General features: G+C 64.4%; 18 protein-coding genes. 11 read left to right on the top strand and 7 right to left on the bottom strand.

What is annotated here, in order from left to right:
- Nucleotides 1-64: 64 nt before the first annotated feature.
- The 3 genes from CIK75_RS04190 (at nucleotide 65) to CIK75_RS04180 (ending at nucleotide 4,124) form a co-directional block, all read left to right on the top strand.
- Nucleotides 65-1,339: an MFS transporter gene (locus CIK75_RS04190; protein ID WP_087000060.1), complete on the top strand. Its 1,275-nt coding sequence runs from the start codon at nucleotides 65-67 to the stop codon at nucleotides 1,337-1,339.
- A 127-nt stretch (nucleotides 1,340-1,466) separates the two neighbouring features.
- Nucleotides 1,467-2,609: a DUF4192 domain-containing protein gene (locus CIK75_RS04185; RefSeq protein WP_086999856.1), complete on the top strand. Its 1,143-nt coding sequence runs from the start codon at nucleotides 1,467-1,469 to the stop codon at nucleotides 2,607-2,609.
- Nucleotides 2,610-2,858: 249 nt separating this feature from the next.
- Nucleotides 2,859-4,124 (top strand): RNA polymerase sigma factor, encoded by a 1,266-nt coding sequence (locus CIK75_RS04180; RefSeq protein WP_086999858.1) that lies wholly within the window; start codon nucleotides 2,859-2,861, stop codon nucleotides 4,122-4,124.
- Nucleotides 4,125-4,322: 198 nt separating this feature from the next.
- On the opposite strand, the gene CIK75_RS04175 is transcribed toward CIK75_RS04180, so the two are convergent.
- Nucleotides 4,323-4,550 carry a hypothetical protein gene (locus CIK75_RS04175; protein WP_086999860.1) on the bottom strand — a complete coding sequence of 76 codons (228 nt, stop codon included), beginning with the start codon at nucleotides 4,548-4,550 and terminating at the stop codon, nucleotides 4,323-4,325.
- 241 nt (nucleotides 4,551-4,791) lie between these two features.
- On the opposite strand from CIK75_RS04175, the gene CIK75_RS04170 reads away from it, so the two are divergent.
- Nucleotides 4,792-6,897 (top strand): DNA topoisomerase IV subunit B, encoded by a 2,106-nt coding sequence (locus CIK75_RS04170; RefSeq protein WP_086999862.1) that lies wholly within the window; start codon nucleotides 4,792-4,794, stop codon nucleotides 6,895-6,897.
- A gap of 10 nt (nucleotides 6,898-6,907) precedes the next feature.
- Here CIK75_RS04170 and CIK75_RS04165 read toward each other — a convergent pair whose 3' ends face one another.
- On the bottom strand, nucleotides 6,908-7,921 hold the full coding sequence (locus CIK75_RS04165) for a M56 family metallopeptidase (RefSeq protein WP_086999864.1): 1,014 nt from the start codon (nucleotides 7,919-7,921) through the stop codon (nucleotides 6,908-6,910).
- Between the two features lie 27 nt (nucleotides 7,922-7,948).
- Nucleotides 7,949-8,323: a BlaI/MecI/CopY family transcriptional regulator gene (locus CIK75_RS04160; RefSeq protein WP_086999866.1), complete on the bottom strand. Its 375-nt coding sequence runs from the start codon at nucleotides 8,321-8,323 to the stop codon at nucleotides 7,949-7,951.
- A gap of 204 nt (nucleotides 8,324-8,527) precedes the next feature.
- On the opposite strand from CIK75_RS04160, the gene CIK75_RS04155 reads away from it, so the two are divergent.
- The 3 genes from CIK75_RS04155 to cydC are packed head-to-tail and all read left to right on the top strand — an operon-like array spanning nucleotide 8,528 to nucleotide 14,680.
- The gene (locus CIK75_RS04155) at nucleotides 8,528-10,123 is read left to right on the top strand and encodes a cytochrome ubiquinol oxidase subunit I (protein ID WP_086999868.1); all 1,596 of its coding nucleotides are present in this window, start codon (nucleotides 8,528-8,530) and stop codon (nucleotides 10,121-10,123) included.
- Nucleotides 10,124-10,155: 32 nt separating this feature from the next.
- Entirely contained in the window at nucleotides 10,156-11,178 is a 1,023-nt protein-coding gene (gene cydB / locus CIK75_RS04150) for a cytochrome d ubiquinol oxidase subunit II (RefSeq protein ID WP_086999870.1), read from the top strand.
- Between the two features lie 7 nt (nucleotides 11,179-11,185).
- On the top strand, nucleotides 11,186-14,680 hold the full coding sequence (gene cydC, locus CIK75_RS04145; protein ID WP_086999872.1) for a thiol reductant ABC exporter subunit CydC: 3,495 nt from the start codon (nucleotides 11,186-11,188) through the stop codon (nucleotides 14,678-14,680).
- A gap of 50 nt (nucleotides 14,681-14,730) precedes the next feature.
- Here the strand turns inward: cydC and CIK75_RS04140 are convergent, their stop codons facing one another.
- Nucleotides 14,731-17,514, bottom strand: coding sequence for a DNA topoisomerase IV subunit A (locus CIK75_RS04140; RefSeq protein ID WP_086999874.1), 2,784 nt, complete (start codon nucleotides 17,512-17,514; stop codon nucleotides 14,731-14,733).
- A 128-nt stretch (nucleotides 17,515-17,642) separates the two neighbouring features.
- On the opposite strand from CIK75_RS04140, the gene CIK75_RS04135 reads away from it, so the two are divergent.
- From CIK75_RS04135 to CIK75_RS04125, 3 genes are all read left to right on the top strand, one after another.
- On the top strand, nucleotides 17,643-20,393 hold the full coding sequence (locus CIK75_RS04135; protein ID WP_086999876.1) for a GNAT family N-acetyltransferase: 2,751 nt from the start codon (nucleotides 17,643-17,645) through the stop codon (nucleotides 20,391-20,393).
- A gap of 77 nt (nucleotides 20,394-20,470) precedes the next feature.
- The gene (locus CIK75_RS04130) at nucleotides 20,471-21,139 is read left to right on the top strand and encodes a DUF5998 family protein (protein WP_086999878.1); all 669 of its coding nucleotides are present in this window, start codon (nucleotides 20,471-20,473) and stop codon (nucleotides 21,137-21,139) included.
- A gap of 5 nt (nucleotides 21,140-21,144) precedes the next feature.
- Nucleotides 21,145-22,323 carry a nucleotide pyrophosphatase/phosphodiesterase family protein gene (locus CIK75_RS04125; RefSeq protein WP_241895282.1) on the top strand — a complete coding sequence of 393 codons (1,179 nt, stop codon included), beginning with the start codon at nucleotides 21,145-21,147 and terminating at the stop codon, nucleotides 22,321-22,323.
- Between the two features lie 17 nt (nucleotides 22,324-22,340).
- Here the strand turns inward: CIK75_RS04125 and sepH are convergent, their stop codons facing one another.
- On the bottom strand, nucleotides 22,341-23,504 hold the full coding sequence (gene sepH, locus CIK75_RS04120) for a septation protein SepH (protein WP_086999880.1): 1,164 nt from the start codon (nucleotides 23,502-23,504) through the stop codon (nucleotides 22,341-22,343).
- A gap of 97 nt (nucleotides 23,505-23,601) precedes the next feature.
- On the bottom strand, nucleotides 23,602-23,745 hold the full coding sequence (locus CIK75_RS16195) for a hypothetical protein (RefSeq protein ID WP_158225889.1): 144 nt from the start codon (nucleotides 23,743-23,745) through the stop codon (nucleotides 23,602-23,604).
- 163 nt (nucleotides 23,746-23,908) lie between these two features.
- Between CIK75_RS16195 and CIK75_RS04115 the strand changes: the two genes are divergently transcribed.
- Nucleotides 23,909-24,208, top strand: coding sequence for a DUF4193 domain-containing protein (locus tag CIK75_RS04115; protein WP_086999882.1), 300 nt, complete (start codon nucleotides 23,909-23,911; stop codon nucleotides 24,206-24,208).
- A 29-nt stretch (nucleotides 24,209-24,237) separates the two neighbouring features.
- Here CIK75_RS04115 and CIK75_RS04110 read toward each other — a convergent pair whose 3' ends face one another.
- Nucleotides 24,238-24,711 (bottom strand): DUF3093 domain-containing protein, encoded by a 474-nt coding sequence (locus tag CIK75_RS04110; protein WP_086999884.1) that lies wholly within the window; start codon nucleotides 24,709-24,711, stop codon nucleotides 24,238-24,240.
- Between the last annotated feature and the right edge of the window lie 25 nt (nucleotides 24,712-24,736).

Genomic DNA, 24,736 nt, shown 5'->3' with positions numbered 1-24,736 from the left:
TCTGAGGGGTCGGTTCGCCTCCGGATCTGCTTGGTGGGTCTGGGGAATCGGCGTCTTCGCCTACATGGTTGCTGTCACCCAGCGGACCAGCTTCGGTGTTGCCGGGTTGGAGGCCACGTCCCGATTCGACGCTAGCGCCTCCATTTTGGGAATGTTCAGCGTGGTCCAGCTCGTGGTCTACGCCGGTTTGCAGATCCCCGTCGGCATGCTGATCGATAAGTTTGGTTCTCGACGGCTGATCATCTTCGGTGCCCTGCTGATGGGGCTCGGGCAGATGTTGCTGGCCCTGGCCACGTCGGTTCCGGCCGGACTCGTGGGACGGTTCTTCGTCGGTGCCGGCGATGCCATGACCTTCGTATCGGTGATCCGCCTGATTTCTGCGTGGTTTCCGGGGTACCGCGTCCCGATGCTCACCCAGTTCACCGGCATGGTCGGCCAGCTGGGACAGTTACTCAGCCTGGTGCCGTTCGTGGCCCTTTTGCATTGGGCCGGATGGACGACGTCGTTCCTGTCCTTGGCTGCGTTATGTGTGCTGGCATTCGTGCTTTCCCTGGCCGTGGTGCGCGACCAGCCGCCCGGAAGTGCGCCGTTGCCCTCCGGCCCACCACCTAAATCGTTGGCCGTCCTGCGCGAAGCATGGCGCCAGCCAGGAACTCGGCTGGGTTTTTGGACCCATTTCGGTCTGCAATTCACGTCCAACGTCTTCCTGTTGGCCTGGGGTTACCCCTTCCTCGTTTCCGGCCAGGGACTGGACCCGACTGCGGCTTCTGGTTTGATGACGATCTTCGTTCTCGTCTCGCTGGTCTTTGGACCACTCTTCGGAGCGATCGTCGCGCGGCACCCCCTGCGACGGTCGACCTTGGCACTGGGAATCATCGCGCTGATCTCGGCGTCCTGGGCTGCCGTTTTGTTGTGGCCGGGGCCCGCACCGCTGGCCCTGCTGGTCGTGTTGCTGATCCTGTTGGCCATCGGTGGCCCGGGGTCCATGATCGGCTTTGATTTCGCAAGGACCTTCAACACCCCTCAGAGCATGGGAACCGCGACGGGGATCGTCAACGTCGGCGGGTTCACCGCCGCGTTGATCAGCGTATATTTCATCGGACTGATTCTTGACCTGCAGTTTGCGGCTGCGGGCGGTCAGGGAGATCTATATAACCTCGATGCCTTCCGTTGGGCCATGGCCTTCCAGTTCCTCCCCCTGGCGGCGGGTGCCGTCGGCATCATCACCACCCGGCACAAGACGCGAAGCGACCTGGCCCACGACGGTGTGGTGATTGTTCCTCTCCGGCAGGCTCTGGCGGAACGTCGGTGGCGCCGAGGCCGTCGGCCCCGCAACTGACCTTTGAATACCAAATAAAGAGTCACTGGCCCCTCACCGTGGCCCCTCGGGTGCCAGTGGGGCCCCACGTTCCACAGGGAGCTAGCCGGGACCTGAAAACGGCGAGCCACCGGAACACGGTGGAGGGATGAATAGTTCACCGGGACAACTCTCCGTCAGCGATGCCGAAGGCGTCATCTCCCTCGTGCCCCACCTGCTCGGATTTCATCCGCGCGAAAGCCTGGTGGTCCTGATCATGCGGGAAAAAGCCCTGGAAGCCACGCTGAGGGTGGATCTTCCGGCCCCGGGAACAGGCCTGATGGGGGCCCGAAGGTTCACCCGGCAGCTGGTCGACTATTTGCGGGCGGCCCCCGAAGCAGATGGAGCCTGCTTGGTCCTGTATTCAGAACTGGCCCATGCTGAAGGACATCTCCTCCCGTATCGGGATTTCACCGATGCCGTAACCAGCCAGCTTCAACGGTGCGGCTACCAGGTGCCCGATGCCTGGCTCGTTGGTTGCGGACGTTGGTGGTCTTACTTTTGTGGCGGTCCAACCTGCTGCCCGACCTCCGGCCGGCCGATCGAGTCGGTGCTGCTTTCGGAAGCACATTTGAACATGGTCTTGCGGGGGAGTAGCCCGATGGCAGAACCCTGGGACGGGACGGGCGCAGAAACCTGGCCTGGGGTTGAAGCCGTTCGTGAGGTGGTGGATGAACACCAACGCGCCGGCGGAGGGTGGAGGGAATCGATTCGCGGGCTGGAGCGATGGTGTGCCGCCCTGGACCAAGAGCCGCAGGAGCTCGTGACGAAACTACGCTCAAACCCCTCGGACACTGGTGCTTTGCTGGCTTCTCTGCGCACTGACTTAGTTCGGGACGCCTTGCCCTTCGCCGCGGGAAGCTCGGGGGCCGGGGCCCGAAGCGCTTTGGTCGGCAGACTGCGCAATGCCGATGCCAACGCAGAGTTGCGCGAATTGGGCGAGTTCATGTTGGGCAACTCGGACCAGGCTCCTCATTGGGGGACCCTCGAAAAACTCTGGGAAGTGGGTCGGGGGATCCTGCCGGCGGCACGCGGAAGGGACCGCTGTGCGTTGCTGTGTATCTTGGGCTGGGTTGAGTGGGCCAAAGGTCACAGCAGCGGCGCCCACGCCCTGATCGCCACCTGCCGTTCCGAGGCGCCCGAATACCGCTTGGCCGCGCTGCTGGGGGCCTTTCTTGCCCGGGGGCGGCTGCCCCGGTGGGCCACCAACCGGGAAACCGCATGGGCCGGCAGTCTTGAGCCTGGCCAATGACAAGCGTGGGCTCGAAACGTGAGAGACTATTAACCGCAGACCCGGTTGGGTCCGTGTCCTTGGGGACGGTAGCCACTGTCCCGCCCCGTGATCCACTTTCGGATTCGGGAACAAAAGGCCGAATGTAGGCGTTGCAACCACTGGACCCTTCATTCGGATTCGCCTCTATGGCGGAACTCGGACTTGACAGGGTCATAGTGGTGTTACCCGTCAGGTGGCGCCGCGGTCGATCCGTGAGAAAGGTTATTCGTGCCAGCTTCCAAATCAAGCTCTCAGGCCACCACCAGCCGGGGCAAGAAGCCCGCAGCCGCAGCGGGCGCAGTGGATACAGCCGATGAGACGGATGAGTTGACGCCTCAGCAGAAGGCCGCTCAGACGCGCGCCAAGAACAAAGCCAAGAAGGCGGCCGAAGTAGCAGCCGAACCTACCGAGCCGGCAGCAGGAGCCGAGCCCGAGGCAGATGAAGAGGGCGAAGCAGCAGCCAAGCCCGAGAGCGAAAAGTCGGGTGCACCGGCCGATCCGGCGGCTCGCGAAGACGAGGCGCGCGGGTTCATCATTACCAGTGATGATGACGACGCCCCACAGCAGCAGGTGTTGGTCGCCGGTGCGACCGCCGACCCGGTGAAGGATTACCTGAAGCAAATCGGCAAGGTTGCCCTGCTCAATGCCGAACAGGAAGTTGATCTCGCCCTGCGGATCGAGGCCGGGCTCTTCGCCACCGAGAAGCTCAAGGCGGGCGACGACGTTCCCAAGCGGCTGCGTTGGGACCTGGAGCAGGTGGTCCATGACGGCAAGATCGCCAAGAATCACTTGCTCGAAGCCAACCTCCGGTTGGTCGTCTCCCTAGCCAAGCGGTACACCGGCCGCGGGATGCTCTTCTTGGACCTGATCCAGGAAGGGAACCTGGGCCTGATCCGTGCGGTCGAGAAGTTCGACTACACCAAGGGCTTCAAGTTCTCCACGTACGCGACCTGGTGGATCCGTCAGGCCATCACCCGGGCCATGGCCGACCAGGCCCGGACCATCCGTATCCCGGTCCACATGGTCGAGGTCATCAACAAGTTGGCCCGTGTCCAGCGACAGATGCTGCAGGACCTGGGTCGCGAACCGACCCCTGATGAGCTGGCCAAGGAACTCGACATGACACCCGAAAAGGTGGTCGAGGTACAGAAGTACGGTCGTGAACCGATTTCTCTGCACACACCATTGGGCGAAGACGGCGACTCCGAGTTCGGCGACCTCATCGAGGACTCCGAAGCCGTGGTACCAGCCGATGCCGTGAGCTTCACGCTGCTGCAGGAACAGTTGCACTCCGTTCTGGACACACTCTCCGAACGCGAAGCAGGTGTTGTGGCGATGCGCTTCGGCCTGACCGATGGTCAGCCGAAGACGTTGGACGAAATCGGCAAGGTCTATGGGGTCACCCGTGAGCGGATCCGTCAGATCGAGTCCAAGACGATGTCCAAGCTGCGCCACCCGTCACGGTCGCAGGTATTGCGCGACTACTTGGACTAAATCAGCGCGTCGGAGAACCGATCCGAAAGCACAGGCCGGCACCCCNNGGGGTGCCGGCCTGTGCTTTTCCACCATGGTGGGTGCGCCTCGGTGGCGGACCCGGTCCGGTGGTCAACGAGTGCGGACAAAAAAGCGGGAACCGTGTGTTCACGGTTCCCGCTTCAGCAGTCTTGAGCCCGGGGGCTCTTCGACGGAGGATCAGTCCTCGTCGTCGTAGACCGGCTTCTCATGAAGTTTGTCGGTTTCGTCCTGCCATTCGGCGGTCATGGGCCGCAGCTTGGCCTCGACGTCGCGTGCGTGGTGGCCGCAGAAGAGCAGCTCTCCACCAGAGGTCTGAAGAACCGCCCGCACATAGGCCTGTGCTCCGCAGCGGTCGCAGCGATCAAGTGCGGACAGTCCGCGTGTTGCCACTGATGTTGGCGTCATGATGACCTCCTTGGATCTCGTGTACTCAATACAACCAGCTACGGCGATAAATCATCCCGTCATGACTCGACTTTCGCTCACCGCGTAGCGTTCCGCAGGCATTATCGGCATGGGCGTGTCGTGCGCCACGCCTGATTTTCCGTTGAAAAGCTGTAACGGCGCGGGAACCGTGAGATGTCGGATGCGGGGACTATCGTGGAAGTGGTCCGAAATTCCATCGTCAACAAGGAGCACGTCCCCCGTGGCACCGAGTTCTGAGTACAACGCACGCCACCTCTCCGTGCTGGAAGGCCTGGAAGCGGTCCGCAAACGCCCGGGCATGTATGTCGGTTCCACCGATTCGCGCGGACTCATGCACTGCCTCTGGGAGATTATCGACAACTCGGTGGACGAGGCCCTCGGCGGCTTCGGGCAAAGCATCACCATCGTGCTGCACTCGGACGGGTCGGTAGAAATTCACGACGATGGCCGCGGCATTCCCGTGGACGTCGAACCTAAAACCGGGCTGACCGGCGTTGAAGTCGTTTTCACCAAACTTCACGCCGGCGGGAAATTTGGTGGCGGTTCATATACGGCCTCCGGCGGCCTCCACGGCGTGGGTGCCAGTGTGGTCAACGCCCTGTCGGGGCGCCTCGATGTCCAGGTGGACCGGGGCGGCAAGACCTACCAGATGCAATTCCGGCGGGGAGAGCCGGGGCGCTTCAAGGACACCGGTAAGCCCAAACCCGAGGCACCTTTCGAGCCGTTCGTGGAAAACTCTGAACTCGACATCGTTGGCAAGGCCAAGCGTGGGGTCACCGGAACCCGCATCCGCTACTGGGCCGACGAACAGATCTTTATCGCCGATGCCAAATTCTCCTACGAGGAACTCGAAGCACGCGCCCGGCAGACCGCATTCCTCGTGCCGGGCCTCCGGCTGACCTTGCGTGATGAACGCAAGCTGCCGGGAACCGCTGGCGCGGACGGGCCGATCGAAGAGATCTTCCACCATGATGGCGGGATCTCGGAATTCGTCGACTACCTGGCCCATGATCCGGCCGTCACCGACATCTGGCGCATCCAGGGGACAGGAGCCTTCAAGGAATCCGTACCCGTCCTCGACGACTCCGGGCACAGCAAGGTGATGGAGGTCGAACGTTCCTGCGAGGTCGATGTTGCCTTGCGGTGGGGTGTCGGCTATGACACCACCGTGCGTTCCTTCGTGAACATCATCGCCACGCCCAAGGGCGGTACGCACCAGACAGGTTTCGAGCAAGCACTTCTGAAGACCTTCCGTAAGGTGATCGAGTCCAACGCCCGCAAGTTGAAGGCCGGCAACGACAAGATCGAGAAGGATGACGTCACCGCCGGCATGACGGCGGTCCTGACCGTCCGCCTGGCCGAACCCCAATTCGAGGGCCAGACCAAGGAGATCCTCGGGACGTCGGCAGTGCGCCAGATCGTTTCCCGGGTGGTGGAGAAGCAACTTGCTGCCCGCCTGACCTCCTCCGCGCGAGCGGATAAACAGCAGGCCGGGGCCGTGCTGGAAAAGGTCGTCAACGAGATGAAGTCCCGGATCTCGGCTCGGGTTCATAAGGAGACGCAGCGGCGCAAAAGTGCGCTGGAAACCTCATCGTTGCCGACGAAATTAGCTGACTGCCGAAGCGATAACGTCGAACGTTCAGAACTGTTCATCGTGGAGGGCGATTCGGCGCTCGGAACCGCGAAGCTGGCCCGTTCCTCCGATTTCCAGGCGCTGCTGCCGATCCGTGGCAAGATCTTGAACGTCCAGAAAGCCTCGGTGGGGGACATGCTCTCCAACGCCGAATGTGCTGCCCTCATCCAAGTCGTTGGCGCCGGCTCCGGGAGAAGCTTTGATATTTCTGCCGCCCGCTACGGCAAGGTCGTCCTGATGACCGATGCCGATGTCGACGGGGCCCATATCCGCACGCTTCTGCTGACCCTCTTCTTCCGCTACATGCGACCGATGGTCGAGCACGGCCGGGTCTATGCTGCGGTGCCGCCCCTGCATCGAGTGGAGGTTATCCATTCGGGGGCCAAGCCCAATGAAATGGTCTATACCTACTCGGAGAACGAATTACATACCGTGCTTGCCGAACTTGGGGCGAAGGGCAAAAAATACAAGGAGCCCATCCAACGCTATAAAGGTCTGGGCGAAATGGACGCCGAGCAGTTGGCCGAAACAACGATGGATCCGCGCCACCGCATGTTGCGCCGGGTGAACATTGCCGATGCTGAGCGGGCCGAGCAGGTCTTCGATTTGTTGATGGGCAGCGATGTCGCTCCGCGTAAGGAATTCATTATCGCTGGTGCTGAACGTTTGGATATGGAGAACATCGACGCCTGATCGAGGCGCGTCAGTTCAAGAGGCCCGGTGCCACCAAGGCCAAGGTCGGGACGAGCACCAAGAGAACGGCAGTAGCCATGACGGCCGACCGTCCGGCCAGGGGGAGTTCTTCGACCGGGCTGAGTAGACGGCGGAGCCTGAGTGACGACAGCTGGCTGGCCGGTACTGCTGCGGCTCGCCCCGGCCCGGCCGCAGGAGCCACGGCCTCCGCTCCCCGGGCTCTCGCAGCGTCCTCGCCCAGCAGAGTCTGGACGTCCCCGCCGGTGGCCGGTGCCATACCCGAAGCCACGGCCACCAGAGAACGCAGCAGATCCTCACGGGAGACCTGTTCGAGGGCGGCGTCGTCGGCGAGCATCTCGATCAACTCCTGGACCGCAAGACGCGCCAGCCGTGAGGTCGGCAGCCAGGGAAGGGCCTGGTTCCATGATTCGAAGGCCAGAATCAACAAGTCATGGCGTTGGTCCAGATGCGCACGTTCGTGGGCGACGACGCCACGGAGGCCCTCCTCATCCAGAGAGTCCAAGAGACCGCGGGAGAGCACCGTGAGGGAACCGTTGAATCCGGGCAAACAGTAGGCCACCGGAGCCTGGTGCTCGACCACGACGGCTCCGGGGATCGACGAAGAAGGCCCGCTGAGCAGGGCCAGTAGTCGGCGATGACGTGTCCGCTGCCGGGTGACCTTATACGCGGTGAGCAGCAAGGTGAAGATGAGGTGGGCGCCGAGCAGCAAGGCGGTACTGAGGGCAAAGACATGGACGACCGTGAGGAGCGAGGCGCCAGGTTCCCCCAGCACAATGCGCCTGAATCCTGACAGCGCCGAAAGGAGGTTGTCGCCCAACGGAGACAGACCCCATACCAGGAAGGCCCCGATCATCGACAGGCCACCGGCGAGGGCGATCGCCTGCCAGAGCAACAGGGCAGTGAAGGGGGATCGCGAGGTCCAATGGGCCCGTGAGAGCACTATCGGAGCAGGCCACGCCAAGATGATGGCGAGGCCGAGCAGCAGGTAGGAGGCTGTCAGCATCGTGGCCGGAAAGCGGCGGCGGCGCCGCTAGGCGTTGGCCCCGTCATCCAGAATGCGTCGCAGGGAGGCCAATTCCACGGGGGAGATGCCGCCAATGAACCGGGCGAGGACGGCCTCGCGGTCCATCACGTTGCCCATGGCCTCGTTCATGAGGCCCACCGTGTGTTCTTCACGGCTGGTGACTGCGCGGTAGCGGTGCGGACGTGTATCGCGTTCGCGGGTGACCAGCTGCTTTTTCTCCAGCCGTGCCAACACGGTCAAGACCGTGGTCACCGCCAGTTCCTTACCGTCGTTGCCGTGAGCCTGCGCCAGCTTGTCACGAAGGTCGTTGGCCGTCTGTGCTTCGGCGCCGTCCCACAACAGATCCATCACCGAGCGTTCGAGGTCGCCGAGAGTTGCCAATGATCTTCCTTGTCTAGCTTCAGTAGGTCAACGCAGGGATCTCAACCGGTGGAGTCTCTTCATCCTCCGGGTCACTGCGTTGGTACCAATCTACCCTGATTTCGGCTCAGGTTCTACACGGCGTAGAAAATCGGGTATTCTACAGAGCGTAGAAAAGGTGTCGGGGGTCGTCCCGATACTTCCGCAGGGTTTGGAAGGTTGTTCATGGACCCCCTTGAAATTGCCCGCTGGCAATTCGGCATCACCACGGTCTACCACTTCCTGATGGTGCCACTGACCATCGGGTTGGGCATCCTGGTGGCGGTCCTTCAGACCATGTGGGTGCGGACAGGCCGTGAGGAATACCTCCGGATGACGAAGTTCTGGGGCAAGCTCTTCCTGATCAACTTCATCATGGGTGTGGCCACCGGCCTGGTCCAAGAGTTCCAATTTGGCATGGCCTGGAGTGAATACTCCCGTTTCGTCGGTGATGTCTTCGGTGCCCCGTTGGCCATGGAATCCCTGCTGGCCTTCTTCGTCGAATCCACCTTCCTGGGGCTATGGATCTTCGGTTGGCAACGATTACCGAAACTTCTGCACCTAGGCTGTATCTGGATGGCCACCCTGGCCTCGGTCCTGTCGGCCTACTTCATTCTGGTGGCCAACTCGTGGATGCAACATCCGGTCGGCGTCGAGATGATTGATGGACGCCCGGTCATGACCGACGCCTGGGCCGTCTTCACGAACAACACCGCTCTGGTCACCTTCCCGCACACCATCTTCGGTGCCTTCGCCGTGGCCGGTGGATTCCTCATCGGCATTGCCTGGTTCCACCTCTACCGCCGCCGCAAGGCGGGAATCGACACCGTCGATGCCCAGGGTCACGTGATGGTCGGCGAAGACACCTCCCAGGGGGCGGGCCGCGACAAACTCGACCACACCGTGTGGCTGAAATCCTTGCGCATCGGTGCCGTGGTCGCCATGGTGGCCTTTGCCGGGGTCGCCTTCTCCGGCCATGCCCAGGCTCAGTTGATGTTCAAGCAGCAGCCCATGAAGATGGCCGCAGCCGAAGCCGCCTGCCACGATGGAACGGGCTTCTCCGTGTTGACCATCGGTAACCTCGGTGGCGGCGGGGCCACCACCTGTGACGACGTGGTGGCGGTCTTCGAACTGCCGGGCCTGCTCTCCTTCCTGGCCAACGACAACTTCACCACCGAGATCCCCGGCGTGAACACGCTGCTGCCGCAATACCAAGAAAAATACGGGACCCACCTGCCCGACGACCCGATGTACGGGGAGCGGGCCGGACAGGAAATCAACTATCTGCCGCTGATGGAAGTCACCTACTGGGGCTTCCGGCTCATGATCACCTTTGGTGGGATCGCGGCCTTCGCAGCGCTGGTGGCCCTCTGGGTGGTGCGTAAGGGGACGGTACCGGAGAACAAATGGATCTCCCGGCTGGCAGTGTTCGGCATCCTGGCACCCTTCGGCGCCAACTCGGCAGGCTGGATCTTCACCGAAATGGGCCGCCAGCCCTTCGTCGTCGCCCCCAACCCGACGATGGACGGTTCGGTAGACCAGGTCTTCATGTACACCGCAGCCGCCGTCTCACCGGGGGTCTCCGCCGCCGAAATGCTTTTCTCGCTCATCGCCCTCACGGCAGTTTATGGGGTCCTGGCCGTCGTCGAAGTCAAGATGATCGTGCGGTATGTGCGCGGCGGCGTTCCCTCCGCCATGCCCGAACTGACGGCCTCGCCACCGGGTGAAGACGACGATGACACCCCAGCCGGCGACGGCGACGTCCTCGCCTTCGCCTACTGATCCTGCCCGCGGAAACGATCTAAGGATTGATGATGGAATTCCTCCCGACACTCTGGTTCGTGATCATCGCCGTGTTCTGGGCCGGTTACCTCTTCCTCGAGGGTTTCGACCTCGGGGTGGGGATGCTGATGAAGCTCCTGGCCCGCGATGAACGCCAACGACGCGTTCTGCTGAACACCGTCGGACCCGTATGGGACGGCAACGAGGTATGGCTGATCACCGCCGGGGCTGCCACTTTTGCTGCTTTCCCGATGTGGTATGCCTCGCTGTTCTCCGCACTCTACGTGCCGTTGGTGCTGGTGCTGGTCGCCCTGATCTTCCGTGCGGTGGCCTTTGAATATCGCGGTAAAGCCCACCGGCAGTCCAGCCGCAACGCTTGGGACTGGGCGATCAGCCTCGGCTCCTTCACCGCTGCCTTCGGCGTCGGGGCGATGCTGGCCCTGACGACGACGGGGCTTCCCTTGGATGCCAATGGTGACCGGGTGGGAGGGGCTTTCGCCTGGCTCACCGGCTACGCGGTCCTCGGCGGGCTGGCCGTCGTCGCCTTCTCGCTGATTCATGCCCTGGCCTTCGTCGGACTCAAAACCGAGGGGGAGTTACGCGAACGGGCCCGCAGCCTCATCGGCCGGTGGCTGCCGGTGGCGCTGGCGCCGATGGCGCTTTGGGCGATCCTCGTCGTGGTGCCGACCGGAAAGGTGATCCCCCTGGTTCTTGTGGTCCTCGCCGTCGTCGGTGGCCTCGCCGGATGGCTGGCCAACCGGCGGGGAGCCGAAGGCTGGTCCTTTGCCTACTCGGGAGCCTTCCTCATGGCAGGAGTGTCCGCCATCTTCGTGGCGGTCTTCCCCGTGGTCCTGCCCTCGACGATCGATGCGGCCTTCAACCTGACCGTCGCCAATGCCTCCTCCAGTGAGTACACCCTGGGGCTGATGAGTGTTATCGCTGCCTTCGGCATCCCGCTGGTGTTGCTCTACCAAGGGTGGTCCTACTGGGTGTTCCGTCAACGGGTTTCCGAAAGCCATATTCCGGCAGCCCATACCGTGACCCCGGTGGTCTAGGACCGAGATGACCCCGATGAAGACGACTGCCGCCGGCCCCCATCAAGGGCTGCGTGAGGTTCCACGCTCACAGCTGGCACTGTTGGCTGCCTTGGCCGCGGTGAAAGCCGTGGGGTTGATCCTGTTGGGGCAGGCGTTGGCCACGGGGATCACCGTGGTGGCCGACGGAACCGTCGGTTCCCCGTCGGGGACCGGAGGGGAGCTCACCGGCGCGTTGGCGCCCCTGTGCCTGATCGGTGCCGTCGGAGTCCTGCTGCGAGCCGCAGCGGCGTGGGGTATGACCCAAGCCTCGCAACGGACCGCTTGGGGCACGAAGGAACGTCTGCGCCACCGACTGGTCGCCGCCGAGCTGAGCGGAAAGACTCGACAGGGAAGCGCGGATTCACCGAACGGGCGCGGCGCCGTGGCGGCCCTGGCCTCGCGCGGGCTCGACGGCCTGGACGAGTACTACTCGACCTTCCTGCCCGCCTTGGTCAGCGCCGCCGTCGTACCGCTGTTCATTGGAGCCCGTATCCTCGCGGCGGACTGGGTTAGCGCGCTCATCCTGGTGCTGACCGTGCCCCTGGTCCCGGTCTTTATGTCACTGATCGGACTGCATACTAGGGACCGGGTAGCCCAGGCGGCTGCGGGACTGGATGCCTTGTCGAACCAGCTCGCCGAGCTGGCGCAGGGACTACCGGCCCTGATCGGACTACGGCGTTCGGCCGAACGCCGGCAGGGGCTCACCGCTGTCTCACGGCGCTACCGCGAAACCACGATGTCCACGTTGCGTACCGCCTTCCTGTCCGGGTTCGCGCTGGAACTGATCGCGATGATCTCCGTGGCCGTCGTCGCCGTGTTCATCGGAGTCCGGCTCGTCTATGGGCAGATGGGTCTCGAGGTGGGCCTGTTGGCCCTCATCCTGGCCCCGGAAGTCTTCCTGCCGCTCCGCAGCGTTGGGGCGGCGTTCCACGCCTCCGAAGATGGTTTGGAGGCCCTACGGCGGGCCGAGGACCTTCTGGGGGATGGCCACGAAGGCCCCCTGGCCGGGGCAGCTGAGCTGGGCGAGCGTGACGCGCGGCCAGACGCCGCAGGGATCGGCGTGCAGCGCCTGCGCGTCCAGTACGCGGGATCGGCAGCGCCCGCCGTGTCCATCGCCGAGCTCACGGTCTCACGGGGCGAACGAGTCGTCCTGGACGGGCCTTCAGGGAGCGGAAAAACCACCCTGCTCCATGCCCTCGCGGGGCTGCTTCCCCCCGAGACGACCATCGACGGCGTCATCGACGTCCCCGATTCGTCAGATACCGCCTGGATCGGGCAACACCCCCAATTCACCGAGCCCACGGCCACCGAGGAACTACTGCTCTACGCCCCGAACGCCGAGCTCACGGATCTCACCCACGTGCTGGAAGACGTTCGGGCGGGACATCTGGCTGCTCTGCCGCTGGACGGACTCAGCCCCGGGGAGCTCCGCCGGATCGCGGTGGCCCGGGCGCTGCTCCGGATCCGGTGCGCGGGCGCCTCCCTCCTGTTAGCCGACGAGCCGACAGCCCATCTGGATGCCGTGAGCGCTGGAGCCGTCAGGTCCGCCCTCGCTTGCCTCGCCCAGGACGTGACCCTGATCGTGGCCACGCACGACCGCCAACTGTCCGACCTGCTCCGGCAGGGTGGAACCGTCGGGCAACCCGTGCCGATGATTGAACCCCGTCACGACCGGCAAACGGGCACCGAACCGCTTCCCTCCCAGCCGGCCGGGCCCACCGCGGCGGACGAGACCTCCGTGCGCACTTCCAGCCGGTCAGCCCGCTGGTCCCTGCTGCGATCAATGAGGTGGTGGCGTTCAGGGATGGGAGGTGGCGTCCTCCTCGCGACGGCCTCCGTGCTGTCCGGGGCGGCGCTGACCGCCGTCTCGGGCTGGCTGATCGTCAATGCCAGTACCCGTCCACCCATGATGGTGCTCATGGTCGCGATCGTGGGCGTGCGATTCTTCGGACTGGGTCGGGCCGTCCTACGGTACGCCCAACAACTAGCGGTGCACCGGGCGGTCCTTGACTGGGCGACCGCGCTGCGCACCCGGTTATGGGATGCCCTGTCCAACCGCCCCGCCGGATGGGGGAAACTGACTCGTTCGGGGGATGCGCTCACCCATCTGGTGGCCGACGTCGACGAATTGCGCGACGCAGCACCACGGGTCCTGGTTCCCCTTCCGGCAGCGATCCTTGCCTGGGCAGGTTCCCTCATCACCGCAGCATTGCTCTTCCCGGCGACCCAGGGCATCTTCTGGATCGCCGGGGCACTGGGCTTCCTGCTGGGGCCCTGGCTGGCTGTTCGTGTCGAACGAGGTTCCGCAGCCCAGGCGGCACGACACCGCAGTTGGGCCACCGGCCGGATTTCCACGCTCTTCGCCGCCGCCGGGGATCTGCGGGCCAACGGGGTCGCGCCACGGGCTGCCGCAGACTTCAACCAGCACGACCAACTGGCCTCCCGGACAACACTGCGAGCCGCTTCGGGCGCCGGACTCGGTGAGGCCATCGCCGTCATCGCTTCCGGGCTGGCAGCGATCGGTTGCCTGCTGGTCGCCGGCGCTACCGGAGCATCGGGAGCCGAAACGGCGGCACTTCTGGCAGTGGTCGCCTTGCTGGCTTTGAGCCTGAACGAACCCTTGGCCAATGCCTCAGATGCCGCAGCGAAACTCCCGCTCTTCGGCGACCGGCTCGACGCCATCGCCCGGGTGCTGAGCAGCAACGACGCCCCGGCGCCGCTTCCCGCTGATGCTGCGGAAAACGGAGCCCACGCTGCCGGGCAGGACGGCCGGCCGACACGGTTGACGTCATTGGAACTTGAGCAGGTGTCGGTGACGTGGACGGGGAACACGCCGGTGGTGGAGCATATTTCTGCGCGGGTGGAACGTGGCGGCTGGTTGGCGATCATTGGCCCATCGGGGTCTGGAAAATCCAGCCTGCTCGCCGTACTGCTGGGACTGGTCCGCCCCTCGGAGGGCGCCTTCCGCCTGGGCGACGATGTCGGTATGCTGATCGAACCCTGGGCCGAGCCGCAGAAGGCGGCACCCCTGCTGGGGCGGATCACATGGTGCCCGCAGGAAGCCCATCTCTTCGATTCCAGCCTGCGCAACAACCTATCGCTCGGCCGCTCCGCCCACGACCCGGCAGACGACCCCGAATTGCATGCCGCCCTTGACGCGGTAGGACTAGGCCACTGGTTCGACCAGCAAAGCGGGGGACTCGACACCCGCATCGGCAGTGGGGGGCACCGGCTCTCGGGGGGGCAACGTCAACGCCTGGCGGTGGCCAGGGCACTCGTGGCCAGGGCGGACGCCGTCCTGCTGGACGAGCCGACGGCTCACCTCGGCCAGGACGAGGCCGCGGAATTGATCGCCGACCTGCGAGAAGCCCTGGCGGGGATGGCCGTGGTGATGGTCACCCATGACGCGCAAATGGCCGGCGACGCCGATACGGTTTTGGATCTGAGCACGGGGGCCCTGTCGCCTCCGGTTCGAGCCTGAAGGGCGACGCGGCCCTCATGCCAGCCGGAGCAGAGCCCTTCAAGTCGGACCTAGGGCCCTACCGGCGTCGTACCGCGTCCTTCGACTTCCACCACCGCTGAATCGGCGAAGGGGACGCTGTCCTCCTCCGGCGCAGCGAGGGGGGCGCGTCGGGGCTCCTCAGCGTCGAAGCCGGGCAAAAAATCGCCCACCGGCTCGTCGGGGACCTTTTTTCCGCCGCGTCCTGCAGCAGGGCGTGAGGCCGCGGCCGTGCGTCGGCGCGGTGCCCCGGTGTCTGCCTGCTCTGCCTCGCTGCCACCGGAGACGGGTTCGGGGGAGCGGTCGATGGGCGGTGCGGGTTCGCCCACGGCATCGGGGGCGACAGGAGCCCCGCCGAGCGCGTCGACCTTACTCGACAACGGAACGCCCGAACCATCCCGCCGTCCATGTTCCAGGGGCAGCGCACGGGAGACTCCGGCAGCCGAAGCAGCCCGGGCAGGGCCATGACCGGCCCAGGCCAGGGCCAGGACCTCTTCGCCCTTGAGGAAGCGGTGGGCCCGCACCCCACCGGTACCGCGGCCCTTGGCCGGATATTCGGAGAGCGGGGTGACCTTCACGGTGCCGGCCTCGGTGCCGGGCAACGTCGCACCCGCGGCGGCAATAGTGACCACCACCGCTGATTCGTCCTCGGGATGTGCCGAACCAAAGAAGATGGCCTGGTCACCGTCGACGAGCTTGATTCCTGCCATTCCGCCGGCCGTGCGGCCCTGGGGGCGAACAGTGGATGCCGGATAGCGCAGCAGACGGGCTTGGCCCGAAACGAAGATCAGATCATCGTTTTCACCCGGAACACAGACCCCGATGACCCGATCGCCGGGTTTGAGCGACAGCGCCTCGAACTCGTCACGGTTCAACGGGTAGTCGGGGGTGACTCGTTTGACCACCCCGCGGGCGGTCCCCACGGCCAGCACCTCATTCAGCGGCACCAGACCGATCACGGTTTCACCCTTGGCCAGCGAAATGAACTCGGCGACCGGAACCCCGTCGGTCAGAGGAGGGAACGAGGAGGTGGCCGGCAGGACCGGGATGTCCAAGACCTGCAGGCGCAACATGCGTCCGGTTGAGGTCACGGCGCCGATCTCCCCCCGGGCCGTCGCCGGCAGGAGGGAGGCCAGCACGTCATGCTTCACCCGGTTGCCGTCGGTGGGCAGCGGCTCACGGGTGGTGGTGCGAGCCAGCCGGCCCGAGGCGGAGAGGATGGCCCAGCAGGGATCATCGGCGATTTCGAGCGTCAACGGTGCTTTGGCGCTGGTGGAAGCCGGGGCAGGCATGGTGGTGCCCTTCAAGGGGGCCGCCGTTGCCGACTTCAACAGGCGGGTACGGCGCGGTGTGGCATAACGTTCGGAGACCTCGGCCAGCTCACTGGAGACCAGACCGCGCAGCAGCTCGTCCGAGGCCAGGATGGCGCTGAGACGTTCGATTTCCCGTTGAAGTTCGTCGCGCTCTTTCTCGAGCTCAATCTGCGAATATTTGGTCAGCTGACGCAGCCGCAGCTCCAGGATGTGGTTGGCCTGGATCTCCGAGAGGTCATACACGGTCATCAGCCGTTGGCGGGCCACCGCAGTTTCGTCCGAGTTGCGGATGATCTGGATGACCTCGTCGATGTCGACGATGGCAATGAGGAGACCTTCGACCAGATGCAGTCGATCCTTCTTCTTGGCCAGCCGGTAGGCCGTCCGACGCGTGACCACCGAGAGGCGGTGCCCGATGTAGACCTGAAGCAGTTCCCGCAACCCCAACGTCCTGGGTTGTCCGTCGACCAGGGCCACGTTGTTGATGCCGAAGGAGTCCTCCATCGGTGTGTACTTATACAGCTGTTGGAGGACGGCATTGGGGTTGAAGCCATTCTTCAGCTCGATGACCAGCCGCATACCGTTCTTGCGGTCGGTCAGGTCGATGACATCGGAGACCCCGACGAGCTTTTTGGCGGTGACGGCATCCTTGATCTTCTGGATGACCTTCTCCGGACCGACCATGTAGGGAAGCTCGGTGACGATCAGACCACTGCGTCGCGCGCTGATCTGTTCGAGCACGACCTTGGCCCGGGTTTTGAACGAGCCACGCCCGTTCGTGTAGGCGTCGTGGATGCCCTCCAGTCCGATGATCTCTCCGCCGCTGGGTAGATCCGGGCCGGGGACGAATTTCATCAGCTCGGCCAGGGGCGCTTCGGGATTTTCCACCAGGTGACGGGCCGCGGCAATGACCTCGCCGAGGTTATGCGGGGCCATGTTCGTGGCCATCCCGACGGCGATGCCGGTGGTTCCGTTGACCAGCAGGTTCGGGAAGGCTGCCGGGAGGACCTCCGGTTGAAGCAACTGGTTGTCGTAGTTGGGGATGAAGTCCACGACGTCTTCGTCAAGGTGGTCGGTCATGGCCACCGCCGGGGAATCCAGCCTGGCCTCCGTGTACCGCGGTGCGGCAGGACCGTCGTCCAGCGAACCGAAGTTCCCGTGACCGTCGATCAGTGGCAGCCGCAACGCGAAGTGTTGGGCCATGCGCACCATGGCATCGTAGATGGCGGTATCACCGTGGGGGTGCAGTTTGCCCATGACCTCACCGACGACTCGGGCGCTCTTGACGTGGCCCTTCTCGGGGCGCAGACCCATCTGCGTCATCATGAACAGGATGCGGCGTTGGACCGGCTTGAGGCCGTCACGGGCGTCGGGCAGGGCACGCGAGTAGATCACCGAGTAGGCGTACTCCAGGAACGACCCCTCCATCTCCGAGGTCACGTCGATGTCGACGATGTTCTCGATGAAGTCCTGCGGTGGTTCCGGTGTCTGCCTGCGGGCCATAAAAGTGATTCCTCGAATCGGTGCTGATGTTGGTCCTGCGCGATAGGACGGTGCCGCACTGAGGGGCAGTCTCGTCCTTGTATTTCGGATCACGACGGATCCGTGTGCGAAGGCCTTAGGCTAAGCCTATGGTGCACGAGGTGGAAAATGCTGAATATCCGGCTCATTGGGAAGCCGATGTCGTTCTACGCGACGGGACGACGGCCCATTTGCGGCCCATTGGTCCCTCGGATGCCGCTGCTTTGCAACGCTTCCATGCCGGACAATCCGAAACGTCGATCTACTTGCGGTTTTTCACGTTCAAGTCCAAGCTCACCGACCGCGAGCTGACCCGCTTTACCCAGGTTGACCACGTGAACCGGGTGGCGATGATCGTCCTCCGTGGCTCTCAGATCATCGGGGTGGGACGCTACGACCGACTCGATGATCCGCTGGAGGCCGAGGTGGCGTTCAACATCGCCGACAACACCCAGGGCAAGGGGGCCGGTTCGATCCTGCTCGAGCACTTGGCTGCCGCGGCCCGGGAGAACGGCATCGAACGTTTCAGCGCCGAAGTGCTGCCGGAAAACCGCAAAATGCTCACGGTTTTCGCCGACGCAGGCTACGAGGTCAAACGCCGGTTCGACGACGGGGTGGTGATGCTGGAATTTCCGATCGACCCGACCGAGAAGTCTCGGGCCGTGATGGAATCACGCGAACACCGGGCCGAAGCCCAGTCGTTGGCCGGTCTGCTGGCCCCCCGATCGGTGGCCGTGATCGGGGCCAGCCGGCAGTGGGGAACCGTCGGGTACACGCTGCTGGAAAACATTATCGAAGGCGGTTTCACCGGGCCGGTCTATGCGGTGAATCCTGACGCTTTGGAAATCGCCGGGATGATCTCCTACGGCGCTCTCGCAGAGATCCCCGGCACCGTGGACCTGGCGGTGGTTGCCGTTCCGGTAGCTGAACTGGAGTCCGTCGTTGCCGAATGCGGGGCCCACGGTGTGCGGGGGCTACTCGTGGTCACCGAGACCTTCCCGGGCGACCAGGCAGAGGCCCTGCAACGTCAGGGGGACCTGGTGCGGTTGGCGCGGAGCAACGGGATGCGGCTGATCGGTCCGGCATCGTTGGGTCTGGTCAATACGGCACCGGCGGTCAGCTTCAACGCCTCCATGGCCCCGGGCATGCCCCGGCGGGGAGGACTCGGCCTGTTCAGTCATTCCGCAGCGATCGGCGTGCTCATCTACTCGGCGGCCAGCCGCCGCGGGATCGGTGTCTCCAGCATCGTCTCGGCAGGGAACCGGGCCGACGTCTCCGGCAACGACGCCATGCAATTTTGGGAAGACGACCCCGCAACGACAGCCGTCGCCTTATTCTTGGAAAGCTTCGGGAACCCCCGGAAATTTTCGCGTATCGCCCGCCGACTGGCCCGAAAGAAGCCGGTCATCGTGGCCAAATCAGATGTCATGGGCTTGAGGCTGCCGCCCGGGCACGCCGTACGGACCACCCAGGCGCCGCTGGGTGCCGTGGATGCGATGCTCCACCAGTCGGGGGCCATTCGCGTGGCATCCAACGAATTGTTGATGGACCTGGCGCAGCTCTTCGCCACCCAGCCACTACCCGCCGGCAACGGGCTGGCCATTGTCGCCAATTCTCGGGCGCTGTCCCGCGTGGTGGAGGATAACGCCGAACAGCACGACCTTGACGTTGTCGCCAGTGAACGCGATCTGGTGCTGACCGACGGCGCCTCCCGCGCGTTGCCGCGGCTCCGGAAGACGTTGCAGGCACTGCTGGCCCAACCCGCGGTGCACTGCCTGATCCTCGCGGTGTTGCCGGCCCCGGGCATCGACCACCACCAGCTGGCTCAGATCCTGTTCGAAACGGGGCGGGAAGCCGGCAAACCAGTGTTGGCATCCTTCACCGGGATCATGGATCCGAAGGAACCCGCCGTCGGCCTGATCCAGACCAGCCCGGCCCCCGGCACAGCCGCCCCCGCCTCAGGTGAAGACGAAGGCGGCACCCAGACGGTGACCGTCCGGCAGGACGCCGTCCCCACCTATGCTTCTCCCGGAACCGCCATCGGGGCCCTGGCGGAAATGGTCGGGTACGTGGACTGGCGTGGCCGTGAATTTGGTGAATACGTCGAATCCTCGGGAATCGATAGGGAACGCGCCGATGAGCTGCTCGCCGGGTACATGCAACGCGTGGAAGGAACCGATTTGCTGGCTCTTTCGGCGCAGGACGCCGTCGAGCTGTTGGGCTGTTACGGGGTGAACGTGCTGGAATCGGTGCGGTTCAGCGATGAGCAGGAAGCCGTGGAGGCAGCACATCGCATCGGGTGGCCGGTGGCCTTGAAGGCCACCGACCAGTACCTGCGCCACCGACTCGATTTGGGTGGGGTGCGGTTGAATATCACCGACGAAACCGCGCTGCGGCAGAACATCAGACATATGCAGCAGACGTTGCGCCAATACGGGGCCGATGACCTCGAAGTCCAGACCATGGCTGCTTCAGGTCAGGGTTGCGTGGTGCGTGCACTCGAGGACCCGTTGCTGGGACCACTGATCTCCTACGGGCTGGCCGGGGATGCAGTGAACCTGCTCGACGATTGGGCGCACGCCATCCCGCCACTGACCAATACCGACCTCGCCGATTTTGTCCGCACGCCCAGGGCCTCCCAGAAGCTCTTCGGCTATCAGGGCTTCCCCTCCGTGGACGTGCCGGGGCTGGAGGACTTCCTCAACCGGGTGGCCACCCTGAAGGATGACCACCCGGAGGTGGCGCTGATGGAGTTCAACCCGGTACTGGTCTCCGAAGGATCGGTGACCGTGCTCGCCGCCGACCTACGGATCGGCAACCCCGCGCAGCGCACCGACAGCGCCCGGCGGGCGATGCGCTAGGCAGGGGAGGGGGCGCCAGTCCCCAGCCGCCGTCATGATCGGCCCGACGGCGGCACATACACCGGTAGACTGGGTGGATGTTCTCCCGTACTTCGGCCCCCGGCCGTGATTTGCACAGTGCCTTGGAACGCGCAGGGTTCTACCCCAAGCTCGTTGCTGACGTCGTCGAAGACGCCCTGGATGGGATGGAGCCGCTGGCACATCTGGTCCAGCTGGAAACCCATATCGAGCACACCGAGGTCCACCGGCATGTCACCGTGCTGGTCCTGACGTCCGACGTGATGGTCATCGTCCACGTGGACGACCAACAGCTGGACATGGCTGGGGACCAGGTCATGGCCCAGGTCTCCACGGAGACCGTGCCGATCGGCAGGATCTCTTCGGTGGTGCTCAGCTTCGTCTACCACCAGCCGCAGAACTACCGCAGCAGCGATAAGAGCCGCGAACTGACCCTGGCGATCTCCTGGTCCGGCGGACAACGCGTTGACTTGGCTCCGGCAGGCTGTGCCGACCCGCAATGCGAAGCCGACCACGGCTACACCGGAACGCTGCAGAGGGAGGATGTGTTGCTCCGCGTCAGTGCCGAAGCCGACGGCCTCCAGGCCGTCGAAGATGCCAGGTCCTTCGCCCGGGCCCTGCGGCAAGCCACCACGACCACCGCCTTGGATACCCGACCGGTTCCTGCTGCCGAATCGCGGGCCCCACGCCCCGCAGGCCGGTTCGTTCGCGGCCACCACCAGGGCTGAATCTTGTGAGCACCACCCGCACACCCCGACTCGAGCCCGCCGAACCGCTGCCGGCCCCGCCACGTTACGGCACCGCGGACCTCTCGGTGGTGATGACAAGCGCCGCTGCCGTCTTGGGGGTTCCCGGGTTCAGCAATGTCCTGTCACTACCCCAGGCCCGCAAGGTGTGCGTGGTGATGGCCGACGGGCTGGGCAAGTCACTGCTCAAGGCACGTTCCGGGCATGCCCCGTTCCTGCGCTCGAAAATGGAGAATTCACGCACGCTGGACGCTGCGTTCCCCACGACGACGGCTGCCTCGTTGTCGAGCCTGGGCACCGGTGTGTCGCCCGGCCAGCATGGCATCGTCGGGTACGACGTCGTCGATCCTGCGGTCCCGCGGGTGGTGAACATGCTCGGTAACTGGCCCGAGGACCTGGACCCGAAGGTGTGGCAGCCGTATCCGACGGTGATGGCCCAGGCGGCGGAGCATATCCACGTGGCCACGGCGAGCCTGCCACGCTTCAGCGATTCGGCATTGACCCGTGCCTCGTTGCAGGGCGGCGAATTCCTCGCAGCGGGCACCCCCCAGGCCCGTGTCCGGGCCGCTACCGAGGCGTTGGCCGCATCTGATCGGTCGTTGGTGTACTGCTACTGGAACGAACTCGATAAGGCAGGACATAAATTTGGTAGCGATTCGTCTCAATGGCTCAGTGAGCTGGAGGAACTCGACGCAAATATGCGCACCCTGGCCGGACGCGTCCCGGCAGGGACCTTGCTGTTGCTCGTCGCGGACCACGGCATGGTCGATGTGCGTCCCGAAGCACGGATCGATTACTCGCAGTACCCCGAACTCCTGGACGGAATCGCCCTGACGGCGGGGGAGCCGCGGGCGGTGCAGCTGCACTTCAGCAGCGAGGCCACCGCAGCGACCCGCGCCGCGCTCATCCGGAACTGGAAGGAGGCCTTCGGAGCGAAGGCTTGGGTGATCACGCGGGAGGAAGCCATCGAGCACGGCTACTTCGGCGATGTAGACGAACGGGTCAAGAACAGAATCGGTGACGTACTGATCCTGGCCAGCGGCGAACTCGCCCTCTTTGACGGACGCCGCGTCTCACCCGGGGCCCTGAACATGATCGGCCAGCACGGTTCGATGACCCGAGCCGAGAAGGAAGTCCCGCTCCTGACCCTGGCCACCCCGAAGTAATTCGAGGCAGCGCTGCGCTAGTCGCGCTTCTTCCCCTTGCCGAAGACGATCTCATCCCAGCTGGGCACCGAGGACCGCTTGGCCTTCTTGCGTCCATGACCGCCGTCGTCTTCTGCCTCTTCATGACGGGTCACCGTCTCGTCGGCCTGCCGAAAGTCTGCGGCCGAGAGGCCCGGTACGACGGTGTATTCGCTGGTGTTCGTGCTGACACCGTCTGGCAGGTGCGGCAGCTCATCGTCATCGTCGTCGTCATGCGGCGGAACGATTCCCAGTCGGCGGGCTTCACCTTCATCGGCGAAATCCTCGTCCCGTGGGTGCGCTGCGGGGATGGAACCCTTGGAGAGCATCACGGCGAGGGCATCGTCGCCCTCCTCGTCCACTCCAAGGCGTTGTCCACGGCGGGCACGCAGCACGTCGAGCAGTTCTTCGGCGTCGGGGTCTCCGGGAGAAGCCGGACCAGTGTCGGAACCGTGCGTTTCATGGCCGGCGTCGGATTCGAAATCAAAGGGGCGGTCGGCTACTGCCGTGAGTCGACGGTTGGTGAAGGCATTCTCCACCGGTTCCAGTTCACTCAGGACCTGAGCCCACCGGTTGGCGTTCTGCAACGATTTTCGGGCCGGATGGAACACCCACATGGCCGGCGGCTCCTCGCCGATACTGGCATCTGTTTCGGAACCCGAGGCGTCGAATTCGGCCGAGATGTTCCAGGCCCCGTCACTACGACGCCAAGCATCCCACTGCAACGACGAGGCGCTGACGCCGAGGGCGTTGAGCCGGACGTCGACCATCTCACCGAGGGAGGCCGGTTCATCGCCGAAGGCCGAACGGTAGGTGTCGTGGGCCTGGGGTGCGGAGACCTCCACGCCACGAGCTTGCTGGGCAACGTAGTCGCGTTCGGCGCGAACGGGGCCCTCGTAGCGCAGCACACGGTCCAACGGGAAGCCCGATTCCTCGGCAACCTCTTCGGCGGTGGCACCATTGCGGATCCGGGTTTGGATCTCCCGCGGGGAGAATGTTGCCGGTGCCTGCTCGGCGCCGGACGCGGCGGGGCGACCGATGGGGCGGGCAGTGGCGGCGCGTAGCGCCTCGTCGATGCGCAGCACAAAGCTGGACCCATCGTCGCTGCTCAACAGCAGGTGCTCGCCATCCTCTTGGACACCTACGAGCCGAAGTTGCTGCATACTTTCCCTCCACGGACGCTCACGTACGGATACGACTCTGCCACCGGGGGAGGGGAAAAGTCAGTATTTGCCGTGGTGTGGCGCGGTTAGTTTGGTCTCAGGTGGGCCCGGGAACCCCGGTCGAGCCGCCCACGGGAAGAGGCGGGGAACCCTGCTGGGTCGATGCCGTCCTGCGGTCGCCGTCCACGGGGCCACGGACATTGGCTTTTTGCTCCCCGATGGTGAACAATCTGTGCGTCACGGGCACAAAATGTGTCCTCGTGGCGTTGTATCTTGAGGGTCGGGAACGCCGGACCAACCCAGAACATACCAGCACGACATCTCGGCGCGACGCCGCTAGAGCAACGGTGCCGGGGGCCTATCCGGCCCCAACCCAGCAATGACCGGAGCGTGATGGAGAAACTATGGCGACAGACTACGACGCGCCACGGAAGAATGACGACGAAGCCAACCAGGAGTCCCTCGAAGAACTGAAGGGACGCGGCAAGGACCATCAGTCACCGGTGGTCGACGAGGATGAGACCGAGCTGGCCGACGGCTATGAGCTGCCCGGCGCCGATCTCTCCGGAGAAGAACTCCTCGTCCGAGTGCTCCCGGCACAAACGGACGAATTTACCTGTGCTTCCTGTTTCCTGGTCCGGCACCGTTCCCAGGTCGCCAAGGAAAAGGGCGGACTGCTGTACTGCAAGGACTGCGAAGGCTGAAGGCCGCGGCGGGTCCCACTGCCGCTCCTCTAGGCGCGCGCGGTCTGCTGGAGGGCTCGGAGCAGCTCCTCCGGGCGGCGGGTCGATGCCAGCCAGTATGGGGTGGCATCGAGTGGATCAACGATTTCGAGTTTGACGACCGGGTCGATCCAGCCGCGCAGGCAAAGGTAGGCGGTCCCGTTCAGGGCAGGACCACGTTCAAAGGTGGCGTCGTCGCCTCGATGGGCGGAAACCTCGCCGATATAGCGGCATTCGATGCTGGCCCGGCCAACTTTAAACCAGTCCTGGGTCAAACTGATGGTCGGCGTCAGGGTCAATAAGGCGATGCCGACGGCAAAGAACACGACGATGCCCACGACGATGGAAACGTTCAAATTGATGGGAAGGACCATGGCTGTACCGGCGAAACCGGTTCCCACCACGAGGATCCACATCCACCAGGCCGGCCACAATTTTTCACGGAAGATCTCAGAGGACGCTGCAGAGGGGGTCGAATCAGGCATACCACCAGCTTAGTTCGCCCAGAGC

This window comes from Glutamicibacter sp. BW78 (genome assembly GCF_002332245.1).
GTDB classification, from domain to species: Bacteria; Actinomycetota; Actinomycetes; order Actinomycetales; family Micrococcaceae; genus Arthrobacter_H; species Arthrobacter_H rhombi_A.
Note: the sequence above shows the minus strand (reverse complement) of the source record. Positions and strands in the feature narration are given on the sequence as shown.

Coding starts and splice junctions, on each gene's coding strand:
- CIK75_RS04130 (WP_086999878.1), top strand. CDS start 20,471: ATGTTCTCCCGTACTTCGGCCCCCGGCCGTGATTTGCACAGTGCCTTG.
- CIK75_RS04190 (WP_087000060.1), top strand. CDS start 65: ATGGTTGCTGTCACCCAGCGGACCAGCTTCGGTGTTGCCGGGTTGGAG.
- CIK75_RS04175 (WP_086999860.1), bottom strand. CDS start 4,550: ATGACGCCAACATCAGTGGCAACACGCGGACTGTCCGCACTTGATCGC.
- sepH (WP_086999880.1), bottom strand. CDS start 23,504: ATGCAGCAACTTCGGCTCGTAGGTGTCCAAGAGGATGGCGAGCACCTG.
- CIK75_RS04140 (WP_086999874.1), bottom strand. CDS start 17,514: ATGGCCCGCAGGCAGACACCGGAACCACCGCAGGACTTCATCGAGAAC.
- CIK75_RS04135 (WP_086999876.1), top strand. CDS start 17,643: ATGGTGCACGAGGTGGAAAATGCTGAATATCCGGCTCATTGGGAAGCC.
- CIK75_RS04155 (WP_086999868.1), top strand. CDS start 8,528: ATGGACCCCCTTGAAATTGCCCGCTGGCAATTCGGCATCACCACGGTC.
- CIK75_RS04185 (WP_086999856.1), top strand. CDS start 1,467: ATGAATAGTTCACCGGGACAACTCTCCGTCAGCGATGCCGAAGGCGTC.
- CIK75_RS04115 (WP_086999882.1), top strand. CDS start 23,909: ATGGCGACAGACTACGACGCGCCACGGAAGAATGACGACGAAGCCAAC.
- cydB (WP_086999870.1), top strand. CDS start 10,156: ATGGAATTCCTCCCGACACTCTGGTTCGTGATCATCGCCGTGTTCTGG.
- CIK75_RS04165 (WP_086999864.1), bottom strand. CDS start 7,921: ATGCTGACAGCCTCCTACCTGCTGCTCGGCCTCGCCATCATCTTGGCG.
- cydC (WP_086999872.1), top strand. CDS start 11,186: ATGACCCCGATGAAGACGACTGCCGCCGGCCCCCATCAAGGGCTGCGT.
- CIK75_RS04110 (WP_086999884.1), bottom strand. CDS start 24,711: ATGCCTGATTCGACCCCCTCTGCAGCGTCCTCTGAGATCTTCCGTGAA.